Origin of the sequence: Mesorhizobium sp. M0960 (assembly GCF_040319055.1) — a bacterium.
GTDB lineage: Bacteria > Pseudomonadota > Alphaproteobacteria > Rhizobiales > Rhizobiaceae > Mesorhizobium.
On record NZ_JAMYNN010000005.1, the window covers coordinates 68,641 to 92,868 of the forward strand.

The 24,228-nt window shown below is 61.0% G+C and carries 22 protein-coding genes and 1 pseudogene; 14 read left to right on the forward strand and 9 right to left on the reverse strand.

Going from position 1 to position 24,228, the window contains the following annotated elements:
- The first annotated feature begins 2 nt into the window (after positions 1-2).
- Entirely contained in the window at positions 3-2,204 is a 2,202-nt protein-coding gene (locus tag NKH63_RS12750; RefSeq protein ID WP_352910874.1) for a xanthine dehydrogenase family protein molybdopterin-binding subunit, read from the forward strand.
- Between the two features lie 243 nt (positions 2,205-2,447).
- On the opposite strand, the gene NKH63_RS12755 is transcribed toward NKH63_RS12750, so the two are convergent.
- Genes NKH63_RS12755 through NKH63_RS12765 form a run of 3 tightly spaced genes read right to left on the reverse strand, consistent with a single transcriptional unit; the run spans position 2,448 to position 4,133 of the window.
- On the reverse strand, positions 2,448-3,095 hold the full coding sequence (locus tag NKH63_RS12755) for a hypothetical protein (RefSeq protein WP_352917938.1): 648 nt from the start codon (positions 3,093-3,095) through the stop codon (positions 2,448-2,450).
- A 13-nt stretch (positions 3,096-3,108) separates the two neighbouring features.
- Entirely contained in the window at positions 3,109-3,297 is a 189-nt protein-coding gene (locus NKH63_RS12760; RefSeq protein ID WP_352483195.1) for a hypothetical protein, read from the reverse strand.
- Entirely contained in the window at positions 3,294-4,133 is an 840-nt protein-coding gene (locus NKH63_RS12765; protein WP_352483196.1) for a helix-turn-helix transcriptional regulator, read from the reverse strand. Before NKH63_RS12765 ends, NKH63_RS12760 begins: the two co-directional genes overlap by 4 nt.
- Before the next feature lie 148 nt (positions 4,134-4,281).
- On the opposite strand from NKH63_RS12765, the gene NKH63_RS12770 reads away from it, so the two are divergent.
- Together NKH63_RS12770 and NKH63_RS12775 are read left to right on the forward strand one after the other, a co-directional pair.
- Positions 4,282-5,340, forward strand: coding sequence for a sugar phosphate isomerase/epimerase family protein (locus tag NKH63_RS12770; protein ID WP_352483197.1), 1,059 nt, complete (start codon positions 4,282-4,284; stop codon positions 5,338-5,340).
- A 9-nt stretch (positions 5,341-5,349) separates the two neighbouring features.
- Positions 5,350-6,231 carry an alpha/beta fold hydrolase gene (locus tag NKH63_RS12775; RefSeq protein ID WP_352483198.1) on the forward strand — a complete coding sequence of 294 codons (882 nt, stop codon included), beginning with the start codon at positions 5,350-5,352 and terminating at the stop codon, positions 6,229-6,231.
- A 114-nt stretch (positions 6,232-6,345) separates the two neighbouring features.
- On the opposite strand, the pseudogene NKH63_RS12780 reads toward NKH63_RS12775, so the two are convergent.
- Together NKH63_RS12780 and NKH63_RS12785 are read right to left on the reverse strand one after the other, a co-directional pair.
- Positions 6,346-6,549: pseudogene (locus NKH63_RS12780) on the reverse strand (FAD-dependent oxidoreductase); the annotation flags it as partial.
- Between the two features lie 61 nt (positions 6,550-6,610).
- A complete protein-coding gene (locus NKH63_RS12785) occupies positions 6,611-7,423 on the reverse strand; it encodes a class I SAM-dependent methyltransferase (protein ID WP_352483199.1) in 813 nt (270 codons plus the stop codon).
- A 143-nt stretch (positions 7,424-7,566) separates the two neighbouring features.
- Here NKH63_RS12785 and NKH63_RS12790 point away from each other — a divergent pair, with 143 nt between their 5' ends.
- The 3 genes from NKH63_RS12790 to NKH63_RS12800 are packed head-to-tail and all read left to right on the forward strand — an operon-like array spanning position 7,567 to position 10,578.
- Positions 7,567-8,676 carry an ABC transporter substrate-binding protein gene (locus tag NKH63_RS12790; protein ID WP_352483218.1) on the forward strand — a complete coding sequence of 370 codons (1,110 nt, stop codon included), beginning with the start codon at positions 7,567-7,569 and terminating at the stop codon, positions 8,674-8,676.
- Positions 8,666-9,745: a FecCD family ABC transporter permease gene (locus NKH63_RS12795; protein WP_352483200.1), complete on the forward strand. Its 1,080-nt coding sequence runs from the start codon at positions 8,666-8,668 to the stop codon at positions 9,743-9,745. The genes NKH63_RS12790 and NKH63_RS12795 overlap by 11 nt, the downstream gene beginning before the upstream one ends.
- Entirely contained in the window at positions 9,739-10,578 is an 840-nt protein-coding gene (locus NKH63_RS12800) for an ABC transporter ATP-binding protein (RefSeq protein WP_023718607.1), read from the forward strand. The genes NKH63_RS12795 and NKH63_RS12800 overlap by 7 nt, the downstream gene beginning before the upstream one ends.
- Positions 10,579-10,668: 90 nt before the next feature.
- On the opposite strand, the gene NKH63_RS12805 is transcribed toward NKH63_RS12800, so the two are convergent.
- Positions 10,669-11,547 carry a GNAT family N-acetyltransferase gene (locus tag NKH63_RS12805; RefSeq protein ID WP_023718606.1) on the reverse strand — a complete coding sequence of 293 codons (879 nt, stop codon included), beginning with the start codon at positions 11,545-11,547 and terminating at the stop codon, positions 10,669-10,671.
- Between the two features lie 238 nt (positions 11,548-11,785).
- Here NKH63_RS12805 and argE point away from each other — a divergent pair, with 238 nt between their 5' ends.
- From argE to NKH63_RS12830, 5 genes are all read left to right on the forward strand, one after another.
- Positions 11,786-12,910 (forward strand): acetylornithine deacetylase, encoded by a 1,125-nt coding sequence (gene argE, locus NKH63_RS12810; RefSeq protein WP_352483201.1) that lies wholly within the window; start codon positions 11,786-11,788, stop codon positions 12,908-12,910.
- Between the two features lie 17 nt (positions 12,911-12,927).
- A complete protein-coding gene (locus NKH63_RS12815) occupies positions 12,928-13,851 on the forward strand; it encodes a 2-hydroxyacid dehydrogenase (protein ID WP_352483202.1) in 924 nt (307 codons plus the stop codon).
- Positions 13,852-13,865: 14 nt separating this feature from the next.
- Complete coding sequence (locus tag NKH63_RS12820) at positions 13,866-14,222, forward strand: cupin domain-containing protein (RefSeq protein ID WP_023718603.1); 357 nt, start codon at positions 13,866-13,868, stop codon at positions 14,220-14,222.
- Between the two features lie 173 nt (positions 14,223-14,395).
- Positions 14,396-15,439, forward strand: coding sequence for a tartrate dehydrogenase (locus NKH63_RS12825; protein ID WP_023718602.1), 1,044 nt, complete (start codon positions 14,396-14,398; stop codon positions 15,437-15,439).
- Positions 15,440-15,457: 18 nt separating this feature from the next.
- The gene (locus tag NKH63_RS12830; protein WP_352483203.1) at positions 15,458-16,933 is read left to right on the forward strand and encodes an NAD-dependent succinate-semialdehyde dehydrogenase; all 1,476 of its coding nucleotides are present in this window, start codon (positions 15,458-15,460) and stop codon (positions 16,931-16,933) included.
- A gap of 156 nt (positions 16,934-17,089) precedes the next feature.
- Here the strand turns inward: NKH63_RS12830 and NKH63_RS12835 are convergent, their stop codons facing one another.
- Positions 17,090-17,779 carry a haloacid dehalogenase type II gene (locus NKH63_RS12835; RefSeq protein WP_352483204.1) on the reverse strand — a complete coding sequence of 230 codons (690 nt, stop codon included), beginning with the start codon at positions 17,777-17,779 and terminating at the stop codon, positions 17,090-17,092.
- A gap of 322 nt (positions 17,780-18,101) precedes the next feature.
- Here NKH63_RS12835 and NKH63_RS12840 point away from each other — a divergent pair, with 322 nt between their 5' ends.
- Together NKH63_RS12840 and NKH63_RS12845 are read left to right on the forward strand one after the other, a co-directional pair.
- Positions 18,102-18,338: a hypothetical protein gene (locus tag NKH63_RS12840; protein WP_023718599.1), complete on the forward strand. Its 237-nt coding sequence runs from the start codon at positions 18,102-18,104 to the stop codon at positions 18,336-18,338.
- Between the two features lie 96 nt (positions 18,339-18,434).
- Positions 18,435-19,811, forward strand: a complete 1,377-nt coding sequence (locus NKH63_RS12845; RefSeq protein WP_352483205.1) for an aspartate aminotransferase family protein — start codon at positions 18,435-18,437, stop codon at positions 19,809-19,811.
- Between the two features lie 326 nt (positions 19,812-20,137).
- On the opposite strand, the gene NKH63_RS12850 is transcribed toward NKH63_RS12845, so the two are convergent.
- Together NKH63_RS12850 and NKH63_RS12855 are read right to left on the reverse strand one after the other, a co-directional pair.
- Entirely contained in the window at positions 20,138-20,614 is a 477-nt protein-coding gene (locus NKH63_RS12850; RefSeq protein ID WP_023718597.1) for an Lrp/AsnC family transcriptional regulator, read from the reverse strand.
- Between the two features lie 10 nt (positions 20,615-20,624).
- Positions 20,625-21,698 (reverse strand): tartrate dehydrogenase, encoded by a 1,074-nt coding sequence (locus tag NKH63_RS12855; RefSeq protein WP_352483206.1) that lies wholly within the window; start codon positions 21,696-21,698, stop codon positions 20,625-20,627.
- Between the two features lie 846 nt (positions 21,699-22,544).
- Between NKH63_RS12855 and NKH63_RS12860 the strand changes: the two genes are divergently transcribed.
- Positions 22,545-24,209 (forward strand): ABC transporter ATP-binding protein, encoded by a 1,665-nt coding sequence (locus NKH63_RS12860; RefSeq protein WP_352483207.1) that lies wholly within the window; start codon positions 22,545-22,547, stop codon positions 24,207-24,209.
- The last annotated feature ends 19 nt before the right edge of the window (positions 24,210-24,228 follow it).

A 24,228-nucleotide genomic window follows, 5' to 3' on the forward strand; every position in this document is an offset into this window, starting at 1 on the left:
GCATGTTGCAGTTTCTCCCGAAGCATAATGCCGTGGGGCCCACGCGCCGCCAGTTCCTCCTCGGCACGGCCGTCACCACCGCGGGCCTCGCCGTGGGTTACCGGCTAATGATGGCCGCGCCCGCCAACGCACAACCGACGCCTGCAGCGGTCCAGGCGAACCCCTTCCAGACCTATGTCGAGATCACACCGGAGAACCGAATCGTCATCCACTCGTCGCAGTTCGAGATGGGACAAGGCTCCTATTTCGGCATCGCCACCCTGGTTATGGAAGAGCTCGACGGCGCCTGGGCGCAGGTCCACGTGGTCGGCGGATATGGCAATACCGCGCTCTACGGCAATCTCGCCTGGGGCGGGGCCGCGCAGGGAACCGGTGGCTCCACGTCGATGAGTTCGTCGTGGGAGCGCTACCGCAAGGCGGGTGCTGCCGCACGGGCCATGCTGGTGGCGGCCGCGGCGCAGCGGTGGGACGTGCCAGCCGGCGAGATCACAGTCGCTTCCGGGGTCGTGTCGCACGCCTCAGGGATGCAGGCGCGCTTCGGTGACCTGGCTGAAGCCGCAGCGGGAATGCCGGTTCCCGACGATGTGCCGCTAAAGCCGCGCGACAAGTGGGCCCAGATCGGATCGGACAGCCTCAAGCGCTACGATTCCGCCGGCAAGACCAATGGCGCGCAGACCTACACGATCGACCTGAAGATGGATGGACTCAATACGGCCGTTATGATCCATCCGCCGAAGTTCGGCGCTGAGATCGAGAGCTTCGACGCCTCCAAAGCCAAGGCACTCGACGGCATTGTCGATGTCGTCCAGACGCCGCGCGGCATTGCCGTGGTCGGCAGGGACATGTGGACGGCGCTCAAGGGCCGCGATCTCGTGGAGGTGACCTGGAACGAAGAGAAGGCCGAAAGGCGCGGCACGGCCGAGATCATGGCCGAATACACTAAGGCAGCAGACGATCCGGGCGCGGCCACCGCGCGCGACGACGGTAACACTCCCGCAGCGTTGGCCAGTGCTGAGAAAGTCATCCAAGGGCACTACGAATTCCCCTATCTTGTCCATGCTTCGATCGAGCCACTCAACGCGGCCGCCCGAATCAACGAAGACGGCACCATCGACGTCTGGGGCGGACACCAGATGCCCGACCTTTATCAGGCGGCTGCCGCTCAAGTAGGCGGCACCACGCCGGACAAGGTGAGGCTGCACGTGATGAAGACCGGCGGCAGCTTCGGCCGCCGAGCGGTCTCGGACGCAGATCTCATTATCGAAGCTGTTTCCACAGCGCGTGCACTGGGACCCGGCAAGCCAGTGAAGGTGCAGTGGACCCGCGAGAACGACATGCGGGGTGGGCGGTACCGGCCGGCCTATGTGCACGCAGTCGAGGCGGGGCTCGACAAGGAAGGCAATGTCGTCGCTCTCCATGACCACATCGTGGGCCAATCGATCGCGGGCGGTTCGCCCTTTGCGGCGATGATCGAGAACGGCATCGATCCGACCTCCGTAGAGGGCGCCACCAACCTGCCCTATGCGATCCCGAACCTGAAGGTCGAGCTGACCACCACGGACGTGAAAATCCCAGTGCTGTGGTGGCGTTCGGTAGGCTCCACCCACACCGCTTACGCAATGGAAACCCTGATCGATGAGCTCGCCGCCGCTGCGAACCGTGATCCGGTCGACTTCCGCTTGTCGATGCTCGGTCACCATCCACGGCATGCCGGCGTGCTGAAATTGGCTGCTGAGAAGGCAGGCTGGGATAAGCCTCTGCCGGAAGGCCGTTTCCGCGGCGTGGCCCTGCATGAAAGCCTCTCGACTTATGTCGCCGAGGTGGTCGAGATCACCTTCAACGATGGAAATGATTTCAAAGTCGACCGCGTCGTCTGCGCGGTAGATTGCGGCACCGCGATAAATCCTGACCAGATCCGCGCTCAGATGGAGGGCGGTATCGGCTTCGGGCTAGGCGCGATCCTCCAGGAGGAGCTGACCCTGACGGGCGGTGTCGTAGACCAAGAGAACTACGACACCTATATGCCGCTCAGGATCGAGCAGATGCCGCGCGTCGAGGTGCACATTGTGCCGTCCGACGAGCCGCCCACGGGCGTTGGCGAGCCGGGTGTGCCGCCGATCGGCCCGGCCGTCGCCAACGCGCTACGGGCGGCGACGGGCAAGACGATCCGCAAGCTGCCGATCATAAAGAACTTGTCGGCATAGCCGGGAATGACACCATGAAAACGGCCGCGATGAAGATCGCGGTCGTAGGTCGTTTTTGAACGCCTCCTGACATGCGATCACCTCCATTCGATCAATTTCCGGCGGCTGCCCGGTCCAATATACGGTTTAGAGACGGTAACCCGTGTTCTGAACGACCGCAGACGGTCGTTGGTGCTGGTAGCACTAAAGATCCGCTTTCGAGACGGGCCCCATAACAGGACATTGATGTCTTCGCGCTGAGCGTCAGCAGTTGGCGCAAATGCCGCACGCAAATGACGCAAGGCGAAAGGAAGATCGCGTCGGTGTGCAGCCTTCCTGAGAAAGGTCGCGGTAGCCGCTTCTTGGCGCGAGAAGCGGCCGGTCCTCTGACGCGCAAACCTCCCTTCCGAGTGAGGCGTTCAGTGCGTCGGCTTGGTGGACTGAGGCACTTCTGAGTGGGACAACAACATTGAAAAACATTGGAAAAGATTTGAATGCTCTGAAGTCCCACTGATCTCTTACCAATTGATTTTTATGGCTTTCTGAATACCCTCCGGGCCCACCAAAGTCCATAATGGTGCCGACACGCTCGTCGTCGCGCCAGATCACCTCATTGCCGATCAGAATTGGCGCGCTATCGGCGCCGCCAAGAGAGAGAACTGAAGCAGGCGCGAGCGCGGCGCCTTGCCTCGCTGGGGCCTCCACGATATGGCGCCCTATGAAATCGTCTGGCTTGCTCCAACCGACAGCCAAGCCCAGGCCGGCCTCGATTGGGGTGTCCTCGGCGCCGATATCGATGCCCATAAGACGATAACCGCGCTCCAAGCGGCATGCGGCGACGGCATGAAGGCCGGCATAGCGGAGAGCGAATTGGTCGCCTGCCGATACGAGCAAGTCGTGCAGTAGCCGCACATCTCACATGGCCCTATACGTGGATCCCCTCTGCGAGAGGCAGGGTCTCGGGATCCAATGCGGCAATGCGCTCCAGCGAGGGCAGCGCCAGAGCCGTCCCCGCGATGTCCTGGACAATTCCTCCCAGATCGCGAATTCGCCCTTCCCGATCCAGCAGTCCGGGACGTTCGGCGCCGGCAGGCCCGTAGCGAAGCAGTTTCATGCATGTGTCTCGATTGTCACTCGTTTCTTACTGGAAATCGCTTGCCGCATTGCGCGGCGGTACTGCTTCGGCGCTACGCCGGTTTGCTGGCGGAAGAATCGTGAAAAATTCCCTTGGGCATCGAAGCCCAGATCGCCGGCTAGCCGGGTGAGGTTCGTTCCTTGCTGTCTCATGATCGAAATAGCGTGCTCGATGCGCAAGGTGTTCCAGTACGTACCTGGTGTGAGATCCATGTGGTCGCGGAACATCGAAAAGAAACGGGCCCGCGACATCCCGGCGTGGCGAGCGATCTCGTTAAGCGAATGCTCGCGGGCGATATCGCCCTGCATCAAGCGGATGGCCTTTGACAGGCGAAAATCGAGCGGGGGCCTTCCGTCGGCACTGTCTCGTCCGCCCTTCGCGGCGCCAAGCAAGCCGAGCAGCAGTGCTTCCATACGTGCGTCGATCTGGAGACCGTTGCCGCCGGCGAGGTCGCGCCCAATCCCGGCGGCAAGGGCCTGGCTTGTCCGGTCGAGCTTCAGTTCGACCGTCGTAAAACGGCTCGTCGGATCGGCCCCAGCGAGAATGGTCCCCAGCCAGCGCCGGTCAAGATAGAATGACAGCGTCTTAGCGCGGCCTCCCTGAGGTAGCGAGACGCTATGAGATACAAACGGCGCGATGAGCGTAGCCCGATCTTGATCGAACCCGCCGCGTTTCGACGCTACACTTAGCTCGACCGGGTCCCCTTCGAGCCAGACGCTGAGATTGGCCATCGAGTGCGCGTGCTCGGCTAGCGGATCCGAAAGCTCCAATACGCTCACATGGCCGAACGAGCCGTAGTGAAGCTCATAGATCAAGGACACGGCTTCCTCCCAAAGCGTGACCAATTGCTTCGCAATCAATCTATTCGTCTATTCTTGAGCGAGCGACCAATAATAGGATTGACTCGGCAGCGCAAGTGATTGTTTATCGATCGACAAACAAAGTGCACGAGGAGACCATGATATGAACACGATGAAGGGGCCTGGCCTGATGCTCGCCCAATTCAGTGCCGATGCCGCACCATTCAACAGCCTCGAGGGCATTGCCGACTGGTGCGCCAATCTCGGCTTCAAGGGTGTCCAAATACCGGCTTGGGATCGGAGGCTGTTCGACGTGGAAAAGGCGGCGGAAAGCCAGGCCTATTGCGACGACATCAAGGGTATGCTCGCTGAGCGTGGCATCGTCATCACGGAACTCGCGACCCATCTTTTTGGGCAACTCGTCGCCGTGCACCCGGCCTATGACGCGATGTGCGACGGCTTTGCCCCAGAAGCTCTGCGCGGGAAGCCCAACGAGCGAAGCGCGTGGGCCGTGCAGCAGGTGAACCTAGCGGCAAGGGCTTCGAGGAGGCTCGGGCTTAGCGCGATGGGAACATTCTCGGGAGCGCTACTGTGGCCCTATTTTTTCCCTTTTCCTCAGCGTCCGGAAGGGATCGTAGACATTGCATTCGAAGAATTGGCGAAGCGATGGTTGCCAATCCTGGAGGCTTGCGAGGAATCAGGCATCGACCTCTGCTACGAAATTCACCCGAGCGAAGACCTGCATGACGGCGAAACCTTCGAAATGTTCCTCGGTAAGGTCGGAGGCCATCGGCGCTGCAACATCCTCTACGATCCGAGCCACCTGCTGCTGCAACAACTGAAATACCTGGACTACATCGACATTTACCACGAGCGCATCCGGATGTTTCACGTCAAGGACGCGGAGTTCAATCCGACCGGTCGACAAGGCGTCTACGGCGGATATCGGGGCTGGACTGACCGGGCGGGCCGCTTCCGCTCGCTGGGAGATGGCCAGGTCGCGTTCCGACCGATCTTCTCAAAACTCGCGCAATACGGGTTCGAAGGCTGGGCGGTTCTGGAATGGGAATGCTGCCTGAAGAATCAGGAAGATGGAGCTGCCGAAGGTGCTGCGTTCATCCGTGACCACATCATCAGGGTCACCGACAAGGTCTTCGACGACTTCGCCGGAACGGGTGCCGATCGGGATGCCAATCGCTGGATGCTCGGGCTGGGCGTGTAGGAGGAAGTCATGCAACGCACAACTGTAGAGAATGACTCTGAGGCCGGCTTCGTTCACGGCTACAGCGAGGTCGGCGACGTTCGCCTGCACCATGTTTCGGTCGGCGATGGACTGCCGGTCCTGCTCATCCCCGGCTGGCCCCAGACCTGGTATGTCTGGCGGCATGTCATGAAAGGCCTCGCCGAGGCGGGTTTCAAGACTATCGCGGTCGATCCCCGCGGCATCGGGCAGTCGAGCCGGCCGGCTCGAGGATATGATACCGCGACCGCAGCGGCGGATCTGCACGGCTTGATGCGTTTGCTCGGATATGCGCGGTTTCAGGTCGTTGGCCACGACATCGGCAAGTGGATCGGCTACGCGCTCGCAGCCGATTTCCCGGATGCGGTGGAGCGCGTCGCTCTCATGGATGCGAGCATTCCGGGGATCGCCCCAAATGCCGAAATCTTCGGCCCTGTCGAGAAACTCAAGTTCCGCTGGCATTTCATGTTCAACCAGCTCTCTGACCTCCCAGAGATGCTGATCCAGGGTCGCGAGGCGCAATATCTCACCTGGATGTTCGAACAGTGGTCGGTTCAGCGCGAGGCGGTCGCGGTTGACACCTACATCGCCGCCTATTCAAGCCCGGGCGCCCTCAGGGCGGGCTTTTCATACTATCGAGCTATCCCGGAAACGATCGCCCAGAACACGGAGCGCCGGAAAACTCGACTGAAGATGCCGGTTCTGGCGATGGGCGGGGAGTTTTCCGCCGGCGACGGATCGCGCGCGATCCTCGTCGACGTGACAGAACAACTGCGCGGCGTCGTCGTGAAAGGTAGTGGCCACATCGGTCCGGAAGAGGCGCCGGAAGCCGTGCTTCGCGATCTTGTTCCATTCCTTGCGGGTACCGACTGAAATCTTGGGAATCTCTTTGGAGTCCCTTGAGGCCGGTCAAGAGCGAGAGGTGCCGATACGATGAATCCTTCTGTTGGCCGTGTCGGTCGGCCATATTGGGGCCTCTCGATGGAATCAAGTTAGCATGTCCTTTAGCCGATAATAGGTGCCTACCATCGGCAGGAACCACGGCCTGCCGGTATGCAGCGGGACTGCATTCCAGTGCATGCCATCGATTGGATTGGTATCCGTGCGGCCCATTGCAATGTCTGCTAAAACACTTCCGATCAGCGTCGATAATTGCGCGCCATGCCCCGAATAGCCCATGCCGTAGATCAGGCGGCACCGAGTAGCTGGGGGCTGGCGCCACCGGCCTCCGGAGCACGATGCCCGATGCTGGTCAGCATGTCGGCGAACCCATGCGCAAGGCCGGCTTCGTCACGCCGATCGCGTAGCGATGTTGCATCGACCGTTCCAGGACCTTGAAGAAGTTCATGTGCCGCGCCTGCGCGCGATGAATCGCGCCGAGCCGGGTGTCGACCACAGGTATTTCGAAGCCAGCCTCGACGAGAAGCGCGCAGACCTCGTCCGCTTTGGCGCCGTGCGAAAAGTGGAGCCGTGACAGGATGCTGCGATGGCGGCCCACCATCGCCTGATCCACTCCGTGGACTGGCCCGACTGTCCGGCCAACAGCCCTTTCCAGGACTTGTCGCAGAGGGGTAACCCAGGTCCTACTGACGAAATCACCATCAATGATCAGCAGCCGTCCGCCAGGCTTGAGCAGCGAGAACCATTCGGCGAACGCCGCTCGCGGATCCACCAACGTCCAGACGAGATGACGGGTGACGAGGACGTCGTAGCTTTCTCCTTTTTCAAGGGTGCGCTCGGCGTCGCCGATCAGAAACCGGATGCCGCTTTCCCTCTGCGTCGCCTTTGCACGCGCGCGGGCAAGCATGGCCTCTGACCAATCGAGCCCGGTCACGGCATAACCCAGGTCGTGCATGAGATGGGATACAACCCCGGTGCCGCAAGCGAGGTCGAGCGCGCGACGCCCATCCCCGGGGCCCAAGTGCTTGAGCATCAGCCTGTGCCAGGCCATGCGTTCCCGCTGTGAGAAGATTTCATGCCCCACCGAAAGGTCGAATGTTTCGGCGCGCGTCGACCAATAGTCGCGTATCTCGTCCCGCAGCGAATAATTGGGCTCGCCCGCCATTCCAGACCCCTTGTCGTCGTACCAGTCTGGAATTGCTCTAAAAGATATTTCTTGAGAATTGAAGTCATCTTTTATAAGGCACCTCTGGCTAATCCACTTCAAGAGAGGGCGCGATGAATTTCGGAAAGGTCCCAGCAGGGACGATGGCGGCCGCTATCGTCGCCCTGTCGATGACGCTGGCCGCCAGGGCCGAAATGGTTGCAGTGACTGACATCACGGGCCGCCAGGTCGAGGTGAACGTCCCGGTCGAGAGGGTAATCCTAGGTGAGGGCCGGCAGGTCTATCTCGTCGCGGCGCTCGACACCGAGGACCCGTTCAAGCGCATCGCTGGCTGGCGCGAGGATTTTAGCCAAGCGGATCCGGACAACTACGCCGCCTATCTCGAAAAATTCCCCAGGATGGCGGAGATCCCCACCTTCGGCGGTTTCAAGGACGGCACTTTCGACGTCGAGCAGGCGGTGTCGCTCAAGCCCGACGTCATCCTGATGAACATCGAGTCGAAGCAGGCCACGGAAGACGCCAAATATATCGAGAAGCTCGCCGCCGCCGGCATTCCGTTGGTCTATGTCGATTTCCGCGAGCGTCCCTTTACCAACACCGAACCCAGCACGCGCCTGTTCGGCAAGCTGTTCGGCAAGGAGGAGCGCGCCGAGGAATTCATCACCTGGCGCGCCGCCGAGATCGCGCGCGTTACCGACGTCATCGAGAAGGCCAAGCCGGAAAGGCCCAAGGTCTTCATCGAACGCGCCGGCGGCTATTCGGACGATTGCTGCATGAGCTTCGGCGACGACAATTTCGGCAAGTTCGTCGAGATGGCGGGCGGCGACAACATCGCCAATGACATCATCCCCGGCACGTTCGGCACACTCAATCCCGAACAGATCATCGCCTCCGACCCGGATCAGATCATCGTCACCGGCGGCTCGTGGGAAGCCTATGTGCCGGGCGGTGCCTGGGTCGGCGTCGGCCCCGGCCGTGATGAGGCAGAGGCGCTGCGCAAGCTGAAGGCGCTGACCGAGCGGCCGGCGCTGACCGGCGTGAAGGCCGTCGAGGACGGCGCCGTGCATGCCATCTGGCATCAGTTCTACAACAGCCCCTATCAGTTCGTCGCCATCCAGCAGATGGCGAAGTGGCTGCATCCGGATCTTTTCGCCGATCTCGATCCCGAGGCGACCTTCAGGGAGTTGCAGGAGAAATTCCTGCCCGTCGCATACAGGCCCGGCCACTGGGTCTCGCTGACCGATGTCGATTGAATCGACGGCCATCAGCACCGCGCTCGACAGCACCGATGGACGAGGGCGTTACCGCGCTCTCGTCTGGCGGCGGCAGTTGATCCTTGCCGGCCTCGGCGCTGCCCTGCTCTTCAGCCTGTCCGTCGACCTTGCGGTCGGTCCCGCCCGCTACGGACTTGCCGAGGTCGTGCGGGCGCTTGTGTTTCCCGACACGGTGCCGCAGCAGGTGCGCGTGGTGCTCTGGGACATCCGCATGCCGGTAGCCCTGATGGCCATCGTCGTCGGGGCGGCGCTCGCCGTGGCCGGCGCACAGATGCAGACCATCCTCAACAACCCGCTGGCGAGCCCCTTCACGCTCGGCATATCCGCCGCCGCGAGCTTCGGCGCCGCGCTTGCACTTGCCTTCGGGGTGAGGCTTATCCCCGCCGCAGTCGAATATGTAGTGCCGATCAACGCCTTTGTGATGGCGATGCTGGCGGCCTTCCTCATTCACGTGCTGAGCGTAAAGCGCGGCGTCACCGCGGAGACCATCGTGCTGCTCGGCATCGCGCTGGTTTTCACCTTCAATGCGCTGCTCGCGCTCGTCCAGTTTTTCGCGTCGGCGGAAGCGCTGGCGGCGGTCGTCTTCTGGACAATGGGCAGCCTCACCAAGGCCACCTGGCCCAAGCTTGCAGTCACCACATTCATTCTCCTCGCAGTCTTACCCATTTTCGCCCGGCGCACCTGGGCGCTGACGGCGTTGAGGCTTGGTGAGGACAAGGCGGCCAGCTTCGGCGTCAAGGTCGGCCGCCTGCGGCTTGAGACGCTGATTCTGGTGAGCCTTCTCGCCGCCATCCCCGTTGCCTTCGTCGGCACCATAGGCTTTATCGGACTTGTGGGCCCGCACATCGCGCGCATGGTCATCGGCGAGGACCAACGCTTCTTCCTGCCCGCCTCGGCCCTGTCGGGTGCGCTCATCCTGTCGGCCAGTTCGGTCGTCAGCAAGTCGCTTATCCCGGGGACGGTCTTCCCGATCGGCATCGTCACCTCACTCATTGGCATCCCGTTCTTCATCTCGCTCATCCTGTCTAGCACGAGGCGCTCATGGTGACGATCCGGCTCGAGGCGCTCGGCGCGCGCTACGGCACGAGCCTCCGGCTTCGGGATGTGACGACGCCAGCGTTCGAGGGCGGAGACATCGTGGCGGTGATCGGTCCGAATGCCGCCGGGAAGTCGACGCTCTTCAGGCGCATCGCCGGCCTCCTGCACGGACCGGGAGCAATGCATGTCGAGGGGGCCATTCGCGGGAAGAGCGGCATCTGCTACATGCCACAGGAAACGTCCGCCAACGCGGTGCTCACCGTCTATGAGTCAGTGTTGCTCGCCCGCAAGCAGGGTATGGGCTGGTCTGTGAGCGACGATGATCTGGCTCGCATCGACGAGACCCTGGCGGCGCTCGGCATCGCCGATATCGCTTTCCGCAACATCGGCGAGCTTTCCGGCGGCCAGCGGCAACTCGCCAGCCTGGCACAAACGCTTGTGCGTGAGCCCGAGGTCCTGCTGATGGACGAACCGACATCAGCACTCGATCTGTCGCGGCAGGTGGAAGTGCTCGGTCTCATGCGGGAACTTGCTCAGGCGCGAGGCATGGTCGTGCTGATCGCCCTGCACGACCTCAATCACGCCCTGCGCTTCAGCGATCAGACAATGGTCATCGCGGACGGCCGGCTGGTCGCATGCGGGTCATCGCCGGACGTCATCACATCCGATCTGCTGCGGGACATTTATCACCTCAACGCGCGCATTGAGCCCTGCTCGCGCGGCATCGGCCATGTCATCGTGGATGGCGTGGCGGATGGGCGTCGGACGGTCATAATGCCGGCAGCGGAAACCGAATCGGGGATTAGGAGCAGATTCGAAGCGGCAGCCGTTCCGGCCGCGTGATACGGCAACCGAATTATGCCGGTTGATCGACGCGCGCACTGATCGACCTGATCCTCTGGCCGCTGGTTGAAGGCGACAGTGTGCTTGCATTCAACTCAAGGCGTGGCCGGCCAATCCATAGACCCAAGGCCCATTGTCTTCCCGGTTCAGAAAGCGGTGCCCTTTGGACATGGTCGTAACGGTCTCGGCGATGCCGAGGCCGCACTGCTGGAGAAACGCGGCAAACACGCCATCCTTCTCGCGCGTATCGACGCGGGCGAACCGTCCTGCCAGTTCCTTCAGATGCACGGCTGTGAGATGGACCGCGTCTAGATCGTTGCGCGCGACCATGGGGCCGATCACGTGGCCACGCCCGAACTCGCGACACATGGAATAGCCGACGATCTCGCCGCCACGGCTCAAAGTGCAGATTGAGGCATCGGCCGCGAGCAACGCGAGCAGCCTCTCGCGGTTTGTCCCAAACGCGCGCGTATCCAACGCCGTGATCTCCTTCAGCCTGTCGCTCGATAGCGCCTGCAATTGACCGTCCAGGGCCGGCATTGTTGGGGGTGTCTGTGGGACCTCCCCCTGGCGCATGTATACGATCGCCTCGGTCGTGAAACCGAGTGAGACATAAAGAGGATAGGCAGCATGGGTAGCATTGAGTGCCAAGTTGCGATCGCCGCATTGCTCGAGCACCAAGTCCATGAGCCATCGGCCGCCTCCTTGCGCTTGCGTGCGCGGCGTTGTGATCACTACGCCGATGGTGGCGAAATCGTCCCCGTGGGGAAACCACATCGCGCTCCCGAAAACGCGTCCAATACCATCAACGGCAACAATGCCGCGGCCGGCGCGGCGCAGAAAGTCCCAATCCTTCGGCCGATGAGGCCAGCGGACTGAGATCGACAGCGCGTGCAGTAGCTTGACGTCGACATCATCAATGTCCCGCGCGACCAGTTCGAAGGATTTCAGGCGTACTGATCTCTGCATCTCAGTCGATCCGGTCCTTCAACGAATGCGCAAGGCACGCGGTGCTAAGGCTCCGATTGCCATGTTTGCGACAGGCCTCTTTTGCAGCATCTTTACAGGGGAAAGCCAGCAGGTTTCGCTGGTTTGAGGTGCTTTTTCGCAATCTTCGGCCAAAGCACGGCGCGATTCGGCAGGGAACACTTCTCCATACGGGTAGGCTGGTCGCGACCGGTGATAGTGTGCAAGCAGAGCGACCGCCATGAACGTGGAAGAAATCCTCGCGACTCTGGTTGCATTTCCCTCTGTTGTGGGCACGCCAAACAGCGCGATCGTCGATTGGATCCGCGACTACTGTCAGGCGGCAGGAGCCGAGGTGACAGTTCTCCCCGGACCCGAGGGTGACCGGTCCAACCTCTTCGTCACGATCGGCCCGCGCCAGGCTCGGGGCTATATCATCTCTGGACATATGGATGTCGTGCCGGCCGGCGAGCCGGAATGGAGCTCGGATCCGTTTGTCCTGCGCCGCGAGGGCGGCAGGCTTTACGGCCGCGGCACCACCGACATGAAGGGCTTTCTCGCCTGCGCATTGGCCGTGCTTCCCGAACTTTTGGCGATGAATCTGCGACAGCCAGTTCATCTCGCGTTCTCCTATGACGAAGAGGCGGGTTGCCGTGGCGTGCCGCACCTCTTAGCGGCGTTGCCGAGCTTATGCGAGAAGCCGCTTGGCGCGATTATCGGCGAGCCGAGCCGGATGCAGCCTGTGCGCGCGCACAAGGGGAAGGCGGCCGCACGGCTCGAGGTGATCGGGCGATCCGGCCATTCGTCACGCCCCGATCTCGGACTCAATGCGGTGCACGCCATGGCCGGTGTCATCACGCACGTCGTGGCCTATGGCCAATCCCTCGCCGACGGGCCGTTCGATGATAATTTCGAGCCCCCATATTCTTCCTTGCAGGTGGGCGTCATCGCCGGTGGACAAGCCGTCAACATCATCCCCGACCGTTGCACCGCTGACGTCGAGGTGCGTGCCGTGCCCGGCGTTTCTCCATCCTCCCTGCTTGAGCCGGTCAAGGCCCGGCTTTTCGATCTGCGCGACAGTGGCTTCGATGTGGCGTGGCACGAGTTGAGTTCCTATCCCGCCCTTGCGCCCGCGAATGGGAGGGATCTAGCGGCCGTTATGACGGAGCTGACGGGGCAGGAGCCGCTGACAGCCGTCAGCTTCGGTACGGAGGCCGGGCTTTATCAGCAGGCCGGAATCGATGCGGTCATTTGCGGCCCCGGCGATATCGGCCGTGCCCATCGTGCCGACGAATATATCGAGATCGGTGAACTCGCCGCTTGCCGGAAGATGATCGAGGGGCTCGGCGCGCTTCTTGCGGCCTGAAGGAAGGGGCGGTCACCATGGCGTTTCTTTTCAATTCCGATGCCGCGCGTGCCGCGGTCTTCCGCGAGATATTTGCGCGCCAGATCCCGGATCTGGAATTCCTCCATTCCGGCGATGAAATGGAGCCAGAGAAGGTGCGCTATCTCATTACCTGGACGGTGCCGGACGAGATTTCGCGCTACCGCAATCTGGAAGTGCTGTTTTCCACCGGCGCGGGCGTCGACCAGTTCAAGCAGGACGTGGTGCCAAGCCATGTGAAGCTGGTGCGCATGGTCGAGGATGGCATCATACGCATGATGCAGGAATACGTCGCGCTCGGCGTGTTGGCGCTCCACCGGCAGATGCCCGCCTATCTCGAGCAGCAGAAAAGGTGCCTCTGGCAACCGATTGCCGGTCGACAGGCGGCCGAACGCCGGGTTGGCTTCCTCGGCCTTGGCATGCTGGCCCGCGCGGCTATCGAGCGCTTGAAGCCGTTCCAGTTTCCGCTTGCCGGGTGGAGCCGCAGCGAAAAGCGGATAGAGGACGTCGCCTGTTTTCACGGCAGGGACCAACTCGCGGGCTTTCTGAAGCAAACGGATATTCTCGTCTGCCTGCTCCCGCTCACGGAACAAACGCACGGCATGCTCGATGCAGAGTTCTTCGACTTACTGCCCGTCGGGGCGCAGCTGCTGCATGTCGGCAGAGGTCCGCAACTAGACCAGGCCGCGCTGATCAACGCGCTCGACATCGGTCATGTATCTGCGGCGATGCTTGATGTCACTGATCCAGAACCGCTCCCGGAAGACCATCCGCTCTGGTCGCATCCGAAGGTGATGATAACGCCGCATATCGCCTCGGTGACGCAACCGCATACGGCGGCACAATCCGTCGTGGACAATATCCGGCGCCACCGCGCCGGAGAAGAACTGATCGGCCTCGTCGATCGGACACTCGGCTACTAACCAAGAAACATCACATGTCACTTCTGATCACGATCGACACAGTTCCAGACTTCGCGCCGAAGGAGGCATTACCGGCTCCGGAGCGGCTCATTTCCGGCACTCCATCCTTCAAGACCTGGGCGCAGGATGCCTCAAAAGGTGAGAAAGTTCTGACCGGCGTCTGGGAAGCGACGCCCGGCGAGACGCATTCGATCAAGGGAACTATCTACGAGTTCTGCCACATCGTTTCGGGTCTCGTCGAAATCGAGGAGAAGGGCGGTGAGACCAAGACCTACCGCGCCGGCGACAGTTTCGTGATGAAGCCGGGTTTCGTCGGCGTCTGGCGCACGATCGAGACCGTACGCAAGATCTACGTCAGCGTTTATGACTGAGTTCAGTGCTCAAGGTCCGGCCGAATAGAGCGCGCGGCGGTTCCAGAACAATCGGCTTTCCAAGTTCCGCCTGACGCGATTCGACGCCGTCGGGCGGCTCATCCTCGACCGAAAATGCGGCGGGCGATCCACTATTGTTCCGATGACGCTAGTGCGAACGAGGACCTCCATCAATGAAGACCTACAAGATAGCGCTCATCCCCGGCGACGGCATCGGCAAGAACGTGACGCAGGCGGCATGGCAGGTGCTGCAGGCGGCGGCTAAGCGGGGCGGTTTCGCCCTTGCTGACACAAGATTCCCATGGTCGTGCGCCTACTACCTGGAGACCGGTGCAATGATGCCGTCAGACGGCATCGAGACACTTCGAAAATTCGATGCGATCTATCTCGGCGCTGTGGGCTGGTCCGCAGAAGTGCCCGACTCAGTATCGCTTCACGGATTGCTCCTGCCGATCCGCAAAGGGTTCACGCAGTACGCCAACATACGACCGCACCGGCTGTTGCCGGGCGTTCAGGGGCCCCTCCGCTCCGATGGTTTCGACATCCTGTGCATCCGCGAGAATACGGAAGGCGAATATTCCGGCGCCGGCGGGCGCGTCCATTCCGGCACAGCCAATGAGGTCGCGATTGAGACAGCAATCTTCACGCGTGCGGGTGTCGAACGGATCATGCGTTTCGGTTTCGAACAGGCGCGGGCGCGCCGCAAGAAGCTGGCATCTGTCACCAAATCCAACGCGCAGAAACATTCTATGGTTTTCTGGGATGAGGTCACGCGCGAGATAGCGAAAGACTATTCCGATGTAGAGGTCTCGCACTACCACATCGACGCCATGGCTGCCCGCATGGTGCTGGCGCCGGAAAGCCTCGACGTAATCGTCGCCTCGAACCTGTTTGGCGACATCCTCACTGATATTGGAGCGGCCATCCAGGGCGGGCTGGGTTATGCCGCCTCTGCCAATATCAATCCCGATCGCAGCGCGCCTTCCATGTTCGAGCCGGTCCATGGTTCGGCGCCCGACATCGCGCATCTCGGCGTCGCCAATCCGATCGCCGCGATCTGGTCCGGTGCGATGATGCTCGGGCATCTGGGTGAGGGGCAGGCTGCGGCAGAAGTGATGTCGGCGATCGAGTCCGCAACCGCGCGGGGGATTGGCACGATCGCAGGCAAGGACAGGACTGAAACAATCACGCAGGCCGTGCTGGCAGGATTAACCTGAAAGAGCAGAGGAAAGACCATGAATGCGATGACGAAGATTGGTATGTTCAACGATTCCGACCTTTTCCGCCAGCAGGCGCTGATTGGCGGTGTCTGGTGGGATGCGGAAACGAAGGGCGTGGTCGATGTCATTGACCCTGCCAGCCAAAGTGTTCTCGGCACCGTTCCCGAAATGGCGGAGAACGAGACGAGAGCCGCAATCGACGCTGCGGCTGAGGCCTTCAAAGGCTGGAAGAAAAGGACCCATGCCGAGCGTGCAGGATTTCTGGAGCGCTGGCACGACCTCATCCGCCAGCACGAACAGGATCTCGCGCTCCTGCTGACGCTGGAACAAGGCAAGCCGCTTGCCGAGGCGTTGGCGGAAATCCGCTACGGCGCATCTTTTGTGAAATGGTTTGCGGAGGAGGCGCGCCGGATCGGTGGCTCGACCATTCCGTCACCCACGGCCGATCGCCGCATTCTGGTGCTGAAAGAACCCGTCGGCGTCTGCGCCATCATCACGCCGTGGAATTTCCCCAACGCGATGATCACGCGCAAAGTAGCACCGGCGCTGGCCGCAGGTTGCACGGTTGTCATCAAGCCGTCGGAATTTACGCCATTCTCGGCGCTCGCGCTCGGCGTCCTGGCGGACCGAGCCGGCATCCCGGCAGGCGTTATCAACATCGTAACCGGCATGCCGGCGGAGATCGGCAAAGAGCTGATGGCCAACGAGACGGTGCGCAAGATCTCGTTCACCGGTTCGACCCGCGTCGGTGCGCTGCTCATGCGTGGCGCGGCCGATAGCATCAAGCGGCTGAGCCTGGAGCTTGGCGGCAACGCGCCCTTCATCGTCTTTGACGACGCCGATCTGGATAAGGCAATTGAAGGGGTGATCGCATCCAAGTTCCGCAATGGCGGTCAAACCTGCGTTTGCGCGAACCGGATTCTCGTGCAGGAAGGCGTTTACGCCGCTTTCGCCGAAAAGCTGAGCCAGCGCGTCACGCGGATGAGGGTTGGCGCAGGGACCGACGAGGGCACTGAGATCGGCCCGATGATCAACGCGGCCGCGATCGACAAGATCGAGCGTCACATCGCGGATGCACAGGCGAAAGGTGCGCAGATCATCGCCCAGAGCGAGACGGTGCCGGAGGGCAAGCAATATGCACGGCCCGTCGTGCTGGGAGAGGCTACTACCGAGATGCTCCTGGCATCGGAAGAGACGTTCGGTCCGGTGGCGCCGCTTTTTCGCTTCGAGACGGAGGAAGAGGCCATCGCCATCGCGAACGGTACGCCGTTCGGCCTTGCCGCCTACTTCTACACCGACAACCTCCAACGGTCATGGCGTGTTGCCGAGGCGCTGGAGTTCGGTATGGTCGGGCTCAACACAGGCATGATCTCGACCGAGGTTGCGCCTTTCGGCGGTGTCAAGCAGTCAGGAGTGGGGCGCGAAGGATCGCAGCTCGGCATCGAGGAATATCTCGAGGTCAAGACGCTTCATGTTGGCGGGCTTAACTAGTTATCTTGCAAGCAGGTGGAAACACTTGCAGCCCCTAAAGCGTTGGAACAACAAAGAAAGGGGCGGTGAAAACCGCCCCTTTCTCTATTGCGACCAGTGATTATCAACGTTTTGGGAGCACCTCAGTCTGGCGCGACTGCGCCAGCAAACAGACGTTCAGGCGAATTCCCGAACGGGCTCCAGTCCGATGGCGCCGGCCAGACCGCCGATATCCTTGATTTCGGTATATTCGTAGAAGGGGTTTGCAGGCTCGTGGCCGCGGTTCACCCAGACCTTGCTCTTGATACCGAGATCATAGGCGGTCATGAGATCATAGCGAAATGAGGACGACACGTGCGTAATGTCCTCCGGGCCGCAGCCGAGCTTCTCGAACATATATTCGAAGCCCTTCATCAAAGGCTTGTAGGCGCCGGTCTCCTCGGCCGTGATGACCATGTGGAACGGCGCGCCGAGTTTTTCCACGTTCGACATGATCAGGCTCTTCATGGAGTTCGACAGGATCACCAGCGGGATTTCCTTGGCGACCTTGGCCAGGCCCGCCGGGACATCCGGGTGCGGACCCCATGTCGGCACTTCCGCATAGATGCGCTGGGCATCCTCGGGCCGGAATGCGACGCCGTTGCGTTTGCAGGTCCGTTCCACAGAATTGTGCACGACCTCGCTGTACGGCTTCCAGGCGCCAAGAACCTCATCGAGGCGATAGGCCGAGAAATCCCTGATGAACTGCGCCATCCCAGCTGGAGAGAGCTGCGCGCCGTATACGCGTCTCGCCGCGCCCGCCATGTCGAAGTTGGTCAGTGTACCGTAGCAGTCGAAGGTGATGTATTTCGGTCTGAACTGGGTCATGAGCGTCGATCCTTCCAATCCTGTCGGCACAGCGTGCCTTTAACAGCAAGGATCATAGTGAGAACCGAGAAGACTAGTCGCCGCATTCGATGTGCCCTGAAGCAGATTGTTTTGTATTGCGTGAGAGCTTTGGCAGAGAGTTGCGCCTGAGTTCGTTTCGAGCTTCGGCGGGAGCGCGACCTTTCAGCCGTGCGTCGGCATAAGATACGGCGCCAGCGGCAAAGGAAAGTCAAAACGCCTATCGCTCAGGTTCTGGTCGGGAGGAACTGCTGTCCGCGGCAGCCTATCTTGGGCCTAGGAGAATTCAGGCCCGGAATGAACCATGACCGCGCAGCAGATCACGCTGGAAACGATGACAATGGCGCATCTGAGCGGTGTTGTCGAACTGTCGCGGCAGGTTGGTGGGCCGGTGGTGGCGAGAAGCAATTCCGAAGCACCGAACCTGATCGACTTCCTGCTGGCCGACAGTGCGGGCGAGTTTGTCCGTATCGACACCGAATCTACAGATATCGGCGAATGGCTCACCCGTCCTGCCTGGCTCACGTCGTCGGTGGCATAATGATGCGACGAACCGCAGATGAGCTGAAGGACGAAACCACACCACACCGGACTTATGCTCTCGTCAGTCAGGCACTACGCTGAATCGGAGGAAGAAATGCTGGCAAACTCACTGATCGAACTCGATCGCGCAAATCTGGTTCACCCGTTTTCATGCTATCGGAGCCACGAGGAGACGGGCGTGCGGGTGCTCAAATCCGCCAAGGGCGCAACAGTGACCGATGCAAGCGGGAAAACCCTGCTGGACGGATTCGCCGGTCTATGGTGTGTAAACATCGGATACGGCCAGGAAAGCGTCGTTGAAGCAGCCGCAAAGCAGCTAAGAGAGCTTCCCTATGCGACGGGATATTTCGGGCTGGGATCCGAGCCTGCCATTCGCCTTGCTGCCAGGCTTGCCGAACTGGCGCCCGGCGATTTGAACCATGTCTATTTCACGCTTGGCGGCTCCGACGCGATAGACAGTACGATCCGCTTCATTCGCTATTACTACCATGCCACGGGTACGCCGCAAAAGGACCAGTTCATCTCGGTCGAGTATGGCTACCATGGATCCTCGACGGCAGGGTCAGGTCTGACCGCGATCCCGGCTTTCCATGCGGGTTTCGGCGTGCCATACGACTGGCAGCACAAAATTCCTTCGCACTACGCCTATCGCAATCCCGTCGGTTCCGACCCGCAGGCGATCATCGATGCATCGGTCGCGGCCCTGCGGGCCAAAATCGCGGAACTCGGCGCGGGCCGCGTTGCGGCCTTCTACGCCGAACCCATCCAGGGTTCGGGCGGTGTCCTCGTTCCACCAACGGGTTGGCTGAAGGCTCTGCACGCCGTGTGCAAGGAACACGACATTCTGTTCGTTGTCGACGAAGTTATCACTGCCTTTGGCCGTACCGGCCCCCTCTTCGCCTGTGAGGAAGACGAGGTCGTGCCGGATTTCATAACCACGGCGAAGGGACTGACCTCGGGCTACGTGCCGATGGGCGCCGTCTTCATGTCGGACCACGTCTACAATACCATCGCGGACGGAGCCGGCAAAGCGGCTGTCGGCCATGGCTATACTTATTCGGCCCATCCCGTGAGCGCGGCGGTCGGGCTCGAATGCCTCCGTCTCTATGAAGACAGCTTGCTCGAGAATGGGCGCAAGGCCGGGAAGCGCCTGATGGACGGCCTTCGCTCGCTCACCAACCACCCGCTGGTTGGCGACATCCGCGGTCGCGGCATGCTGGCAGCAATTGAGTTGGTCACCGACAAGGAGCGCAAAACGCCGCTGCCGGCGGCGGCCGATCCGGGGCGCCGCATCTTCGAGCGCGCGTGGGCGAACGGCCTTGTCATCCGCTCCTTCAACAGCGGCATCCTCGGCTTTGCGCCGCCGCTCTGCTGCACCGAGGACGATATTGATGGAATCCTCGAACGTACCCGAATGACGCTGGATCAAACCCTCGAAGACAAGGACGTTCGGTCAGCGATGAAGGGATGATCATTGCCATCGCCGAAGCGACCTCGGTCACTGCGGTAGACGCCTAATGCATGTCGCGCAAAAGTGTGCAGCGGTTTTGCGATAACGACATGCATCAAAACAAGAACCTAAAGAAAACAAGAACCTAAAGCGCGTCGCACGAGGCCGGTCGAACGCGACGCGCGTTAGCGGCCCCAAAGCAAATCCTCAGGTGATGCCGCCGTCTGCCAAGTGCAAAGCAATTTGCCGGTATGTGGATTCTCTTGCCGTTGCACAAGCGCAGCGAAAACAGCAACAGGGAGCGCTGGCGCGCGGCTCTCCAGGTCCAAGACTGCGGAGCAGCTTTCTCATTTGTCGAAAATGATGTCGAGAGGCAAATGGGATTTCACGATTGGGGACTTCAGCACGACGAAGCTGAAATATTTGTCGATTCCGATATCCAATTCGATCATGCGCTCCATGATCGTCTGGTACTCGCTGATGCCCGCTGTGACAAACTTCACTAGGTAGTCGTAACCGCCTGAAACCAGATGGCATTCGATGACAGAATCGACTTTCTGAATTGCGGTGAGAAATCTCGCGAAGTCGTTCTGTTGATGGTGCTTGAGCGTGACTTCGGTGAAGATCGTTAGAGTCTGTCCGAGCTTGGACACATCGATCTGGGCGGAATAGCCGGTGATGAAGCCTTCCGCCTGAAGCTTCTTCACCCGCATCAGGCAAGGGCTCGGCGAAAGGTTGACCAGGTCGGCTAGCTCGACATTCGTGACCCGCCCGTTCTTTTGCAATTGGGATAAGATCTTGATGTCGATCTTGTCGAGCTTCATTGGAAACCTGTCACACGTTCGAACCGCGGATCGTCCGGCAGACGGCGTCCGTCACTTCCTGCGTGGTCGCTGTCCCTCCCACGTCCGGCGTCAGCACGCCTTCACTCGTCACCGTTTCCACAGCGCTCATCAACCGGACGGCCGCTGCGCTCTCGCCCAGATGTTCGAGCATCTGGGCAGCGGTCCAGAAGGTGGCGACCGGGTTGGCAATACCCTTGCCGGCGATGTCGAATGCCGAGCCGTGAATTGGCTCAAACATCGAGGGATAGCGCCGCTCGGGATCAATGTTGGCGGTCGGTGCAACGCCGAGACTGCCCGCGAGCGCGCCTGCAAGGTCGGACAATATGTCGGCGTGAAGATTGGTGGCGACGATCGTATCTAGGCTCCGAGGTTTCAACGTCATACGCACTGTCATAGCATCGACTAGCATCTTGTCCCACGCGACGTCGGGGAATTCCCGCGCCACCTCGGCTGCGATTTCGTCCCACATTACCATGCCGTGACGCTGCGCGTTGGATTTCGTAACAACAGTCAGGAGCTTTCGCGGCCGTGACTGCGCCAGCCGGAATGCATAGCGCATGATGCGGGTGACGCCGACGCGCGTGAAGATCGCGACCTCGGTTCCGACCTCCTCGGGGAGGCCGCGATGGGCGCGGCCGCCGTGGCCCGAATACTCGCCCTCGGAATTCTCACGCACGATCACCCAATCCAGATCGCCAGGGCCAACGCCCGCCAGCGGCGAAACAATCCCGGGCAATATCCTGGTCGGCCGCACGTTGGCGTACTGATCAAAGCCTTGGCAGATCGGCAGCCGGAGGCCCCAGAGCGTGATGTCGTCGGGCAGATCGGGAGCGCCTACCGCGCCAAAGAAGATGGCGTCGAAGCGCTTCAGTTGCGCCACTCCATCTTCGGGCATCATCCGACCATGGGCCTTGTAATAGTCTGAGCCCCAGTCGAAGTGCTGGACGCGCAGCTTGAAGTCGCCGCAGCGCTGCTGCAGCGCCTTAAGCGCCTGGAGACCGGCGGCAATGACCTCTGGGCCGATCCCGTCGGCAGGAATGGCGGCAATCTCATATTCGCGCATCGTTACTTCCCTGTTTTTGGTGCTGGCCGCCTCGTGACCTCAATCTCGTGCGCGACCGATTGTACCTTGGCAAGACGGTCTTCTCAGAATTCAGTGACCTGGCCCCACGCCACGGTCTTCAGGCGCTTCGGTCAACTAGGACGCGGATCGACACTGGTCTTGCTGCCCAAGCGCAGCCTAGCGTATGGGCCTCAGCCGTAAGCCGTGAACTTTGTACGAGGGCGGAACATCCTGCCGTTTGAGGGATGAAAGACGGGCAATTGTTGCGACGAATGACCGGTTGGGTCGCACCTCACCTGCGGAGTCGATCATACACTCATTGCATCGGATCGACCCCGGATGAGTATGAGGGTGACACGGTAATGAAGTTTGCTTCCTACTGGCACGATACTTCGGTTCCATTGGCGGATCCGTGGCCGATCCGGTCTCGGGGGATTTCGAGGTGGCCGTGATTCACACCGGCAAGCCATGGTTTCCTCCCATGCCTCCCACGGTAGGCACATACTATCGTCTGAAGGATGCGGTCGCGTGACCCGGGCGGCGGAAAACGCGCAGAGTGAAATGCCAAATTTGGCCTCCTTTGCAGAAGTTCCTGCTGCCTGCGTGCTAAGTTTCAACGACTCTGCCGGCCAGAAGGGGTCACACTCATTGTCGACTAAGGTCCGTTACTCCCCGGACATCCGCCAAGAGGCAGGCAGGCTCCGCAGGGCCACGACAGGGAGGCTTGAAAGTGAGCCGGAGAGCTCACGATAGGGAACAGTTTGACCGATTGATCGCCACGAGGCGGAGATCGAAAACGCAATCCGCAGCGGGCTAAAGAGCGCGGCTGAGAAGGGAGAGGTCTCGATGATCGCCAGCATCCAAGCTGTAGCTCCTCATGAAGTTGCGCTTTCGGTGCGCGACCTGACCGTAAGCCTGCCGGCCGGCATGGAGCGGGTCCATGCGGTCGAGAATATCTCGTTTGATCTGAAACGCGGCCAGATCCTCTGCATCATAGGCGAGTCCGGATCGGGTAAGTCGGTCACGGCGAACGCGATCATGGGGCTTCTGCCAAAGGTGATCCGCCTCTCATCGGGTGTCATCCAGCTGGAGGGGATGAACATCATCGGCATGTCGCCAGACAAGCTGCGCAACCTGCGTGGACGGGTCGTATCGATGATCTTTCAGGATCCGCTCTCAGCGCTCAATCCCCTGATGACGGTGGGCGCGCAGATTGACGAGGTCATGGCCGCGCATGGCTTCGGTACGCCACAAACCTGCCGCAACCGCGCCGTTGAGCTGCTCACTGAAGTGGGCCTACCAGATCCCCAACTCATGTATCACCAGTATCCTTTCCGGCTTTCGGGCGGGCAACGGCAGCGCGTCATGATTGCCATGGCCTTGGCGCTCGAGCCGACGGTGCTGATCGCCGATGAGCCAACCACCGCCCTCGACGTCACCACCCAGGCACAGATCCTGCAACTGATCAGCGACATTCAGCGGCGCAAGGGCATGAGCGTGATGTTCATCACCCATGATTTCGGTGTGGTGGCAGAGATCGCCGACAGCGTCGTGGTGATGGAAAAGGGCCACATCGTCGAAAAGGGTAGCGCCGAGCAGGTGTTGAAGTCGCCCAAGCATCCTTATACCCGGCGCCTGATCGCGGCCGTACCGCATTTGACCGGCGAAGATCGCCCTCGTCTGGAGTCGGCCAGCAAGGAGCCGATCCTGAAGGTTGAGGGTCTGGTGAAGACCTATCGTGGTGGCAGCGCGCTGTTCGGCGCGCAGCGGACTGTGACAGCGGTGAACGAGGTCTCGTTCGAACTCGCGCCCGGCCGCACGCTGGGGGTCGTAGGCGAGAGCGGTTCGGGAAAGTCGTCGCTGGGCCGGCTGTTGATCAAACTGCTGGACAGCGACGGCGGCGGGATTTTGTTCGAGGGATCTGACATAGCCAAGCTTTCCGAAGCGAAGTTCCGCCCTCTTCGACCGCGGATCCAGATGATCTTCCAGGATCCCTTCGCGTCGCTGAACCCACGCTCAACGGTTGGCCACATCATGACGGTAGGGCCGGTGGCACACGGGATGCCTTATGCCCAAGCGCGCGAGGAAGCGCGTGCGCTCCTGGCTCATGTCGGTCTCGATGCCGGCGCCTTTGGCCGCTATCCGCACGAGTTCTCGGGTGGGCAACGCCAGCGCATCGGCATCGCTCGTGCGCTGATGTTCAAGCCGAAGCTGCTCATTGCCGACGAGGCGGTCTCCGCACTCGACGTCTCGATCCAGGCGCAGATCCTGCAGCTTCTGGACCAGATCCAGCGCGAGACCGGCGTGTCGATGGTTTTCATCACACACGACCTGCGCGTCGCCAGCCAGATCTGCGACGAAATCGCTGTGATGCAGAAGGGCCGGATCGTCGAGCGCGGACCGCCCTCGCAGATATTCCTGAACCCGCAAGCAGCCTACACGCGCCAACTCGTAGCGGCAATTCCAGGAGAGCGGCCGGGCAATGCCCGTCCAGTTGCAGCAAACGCATAAGAAATAACAAGAGAGGAAC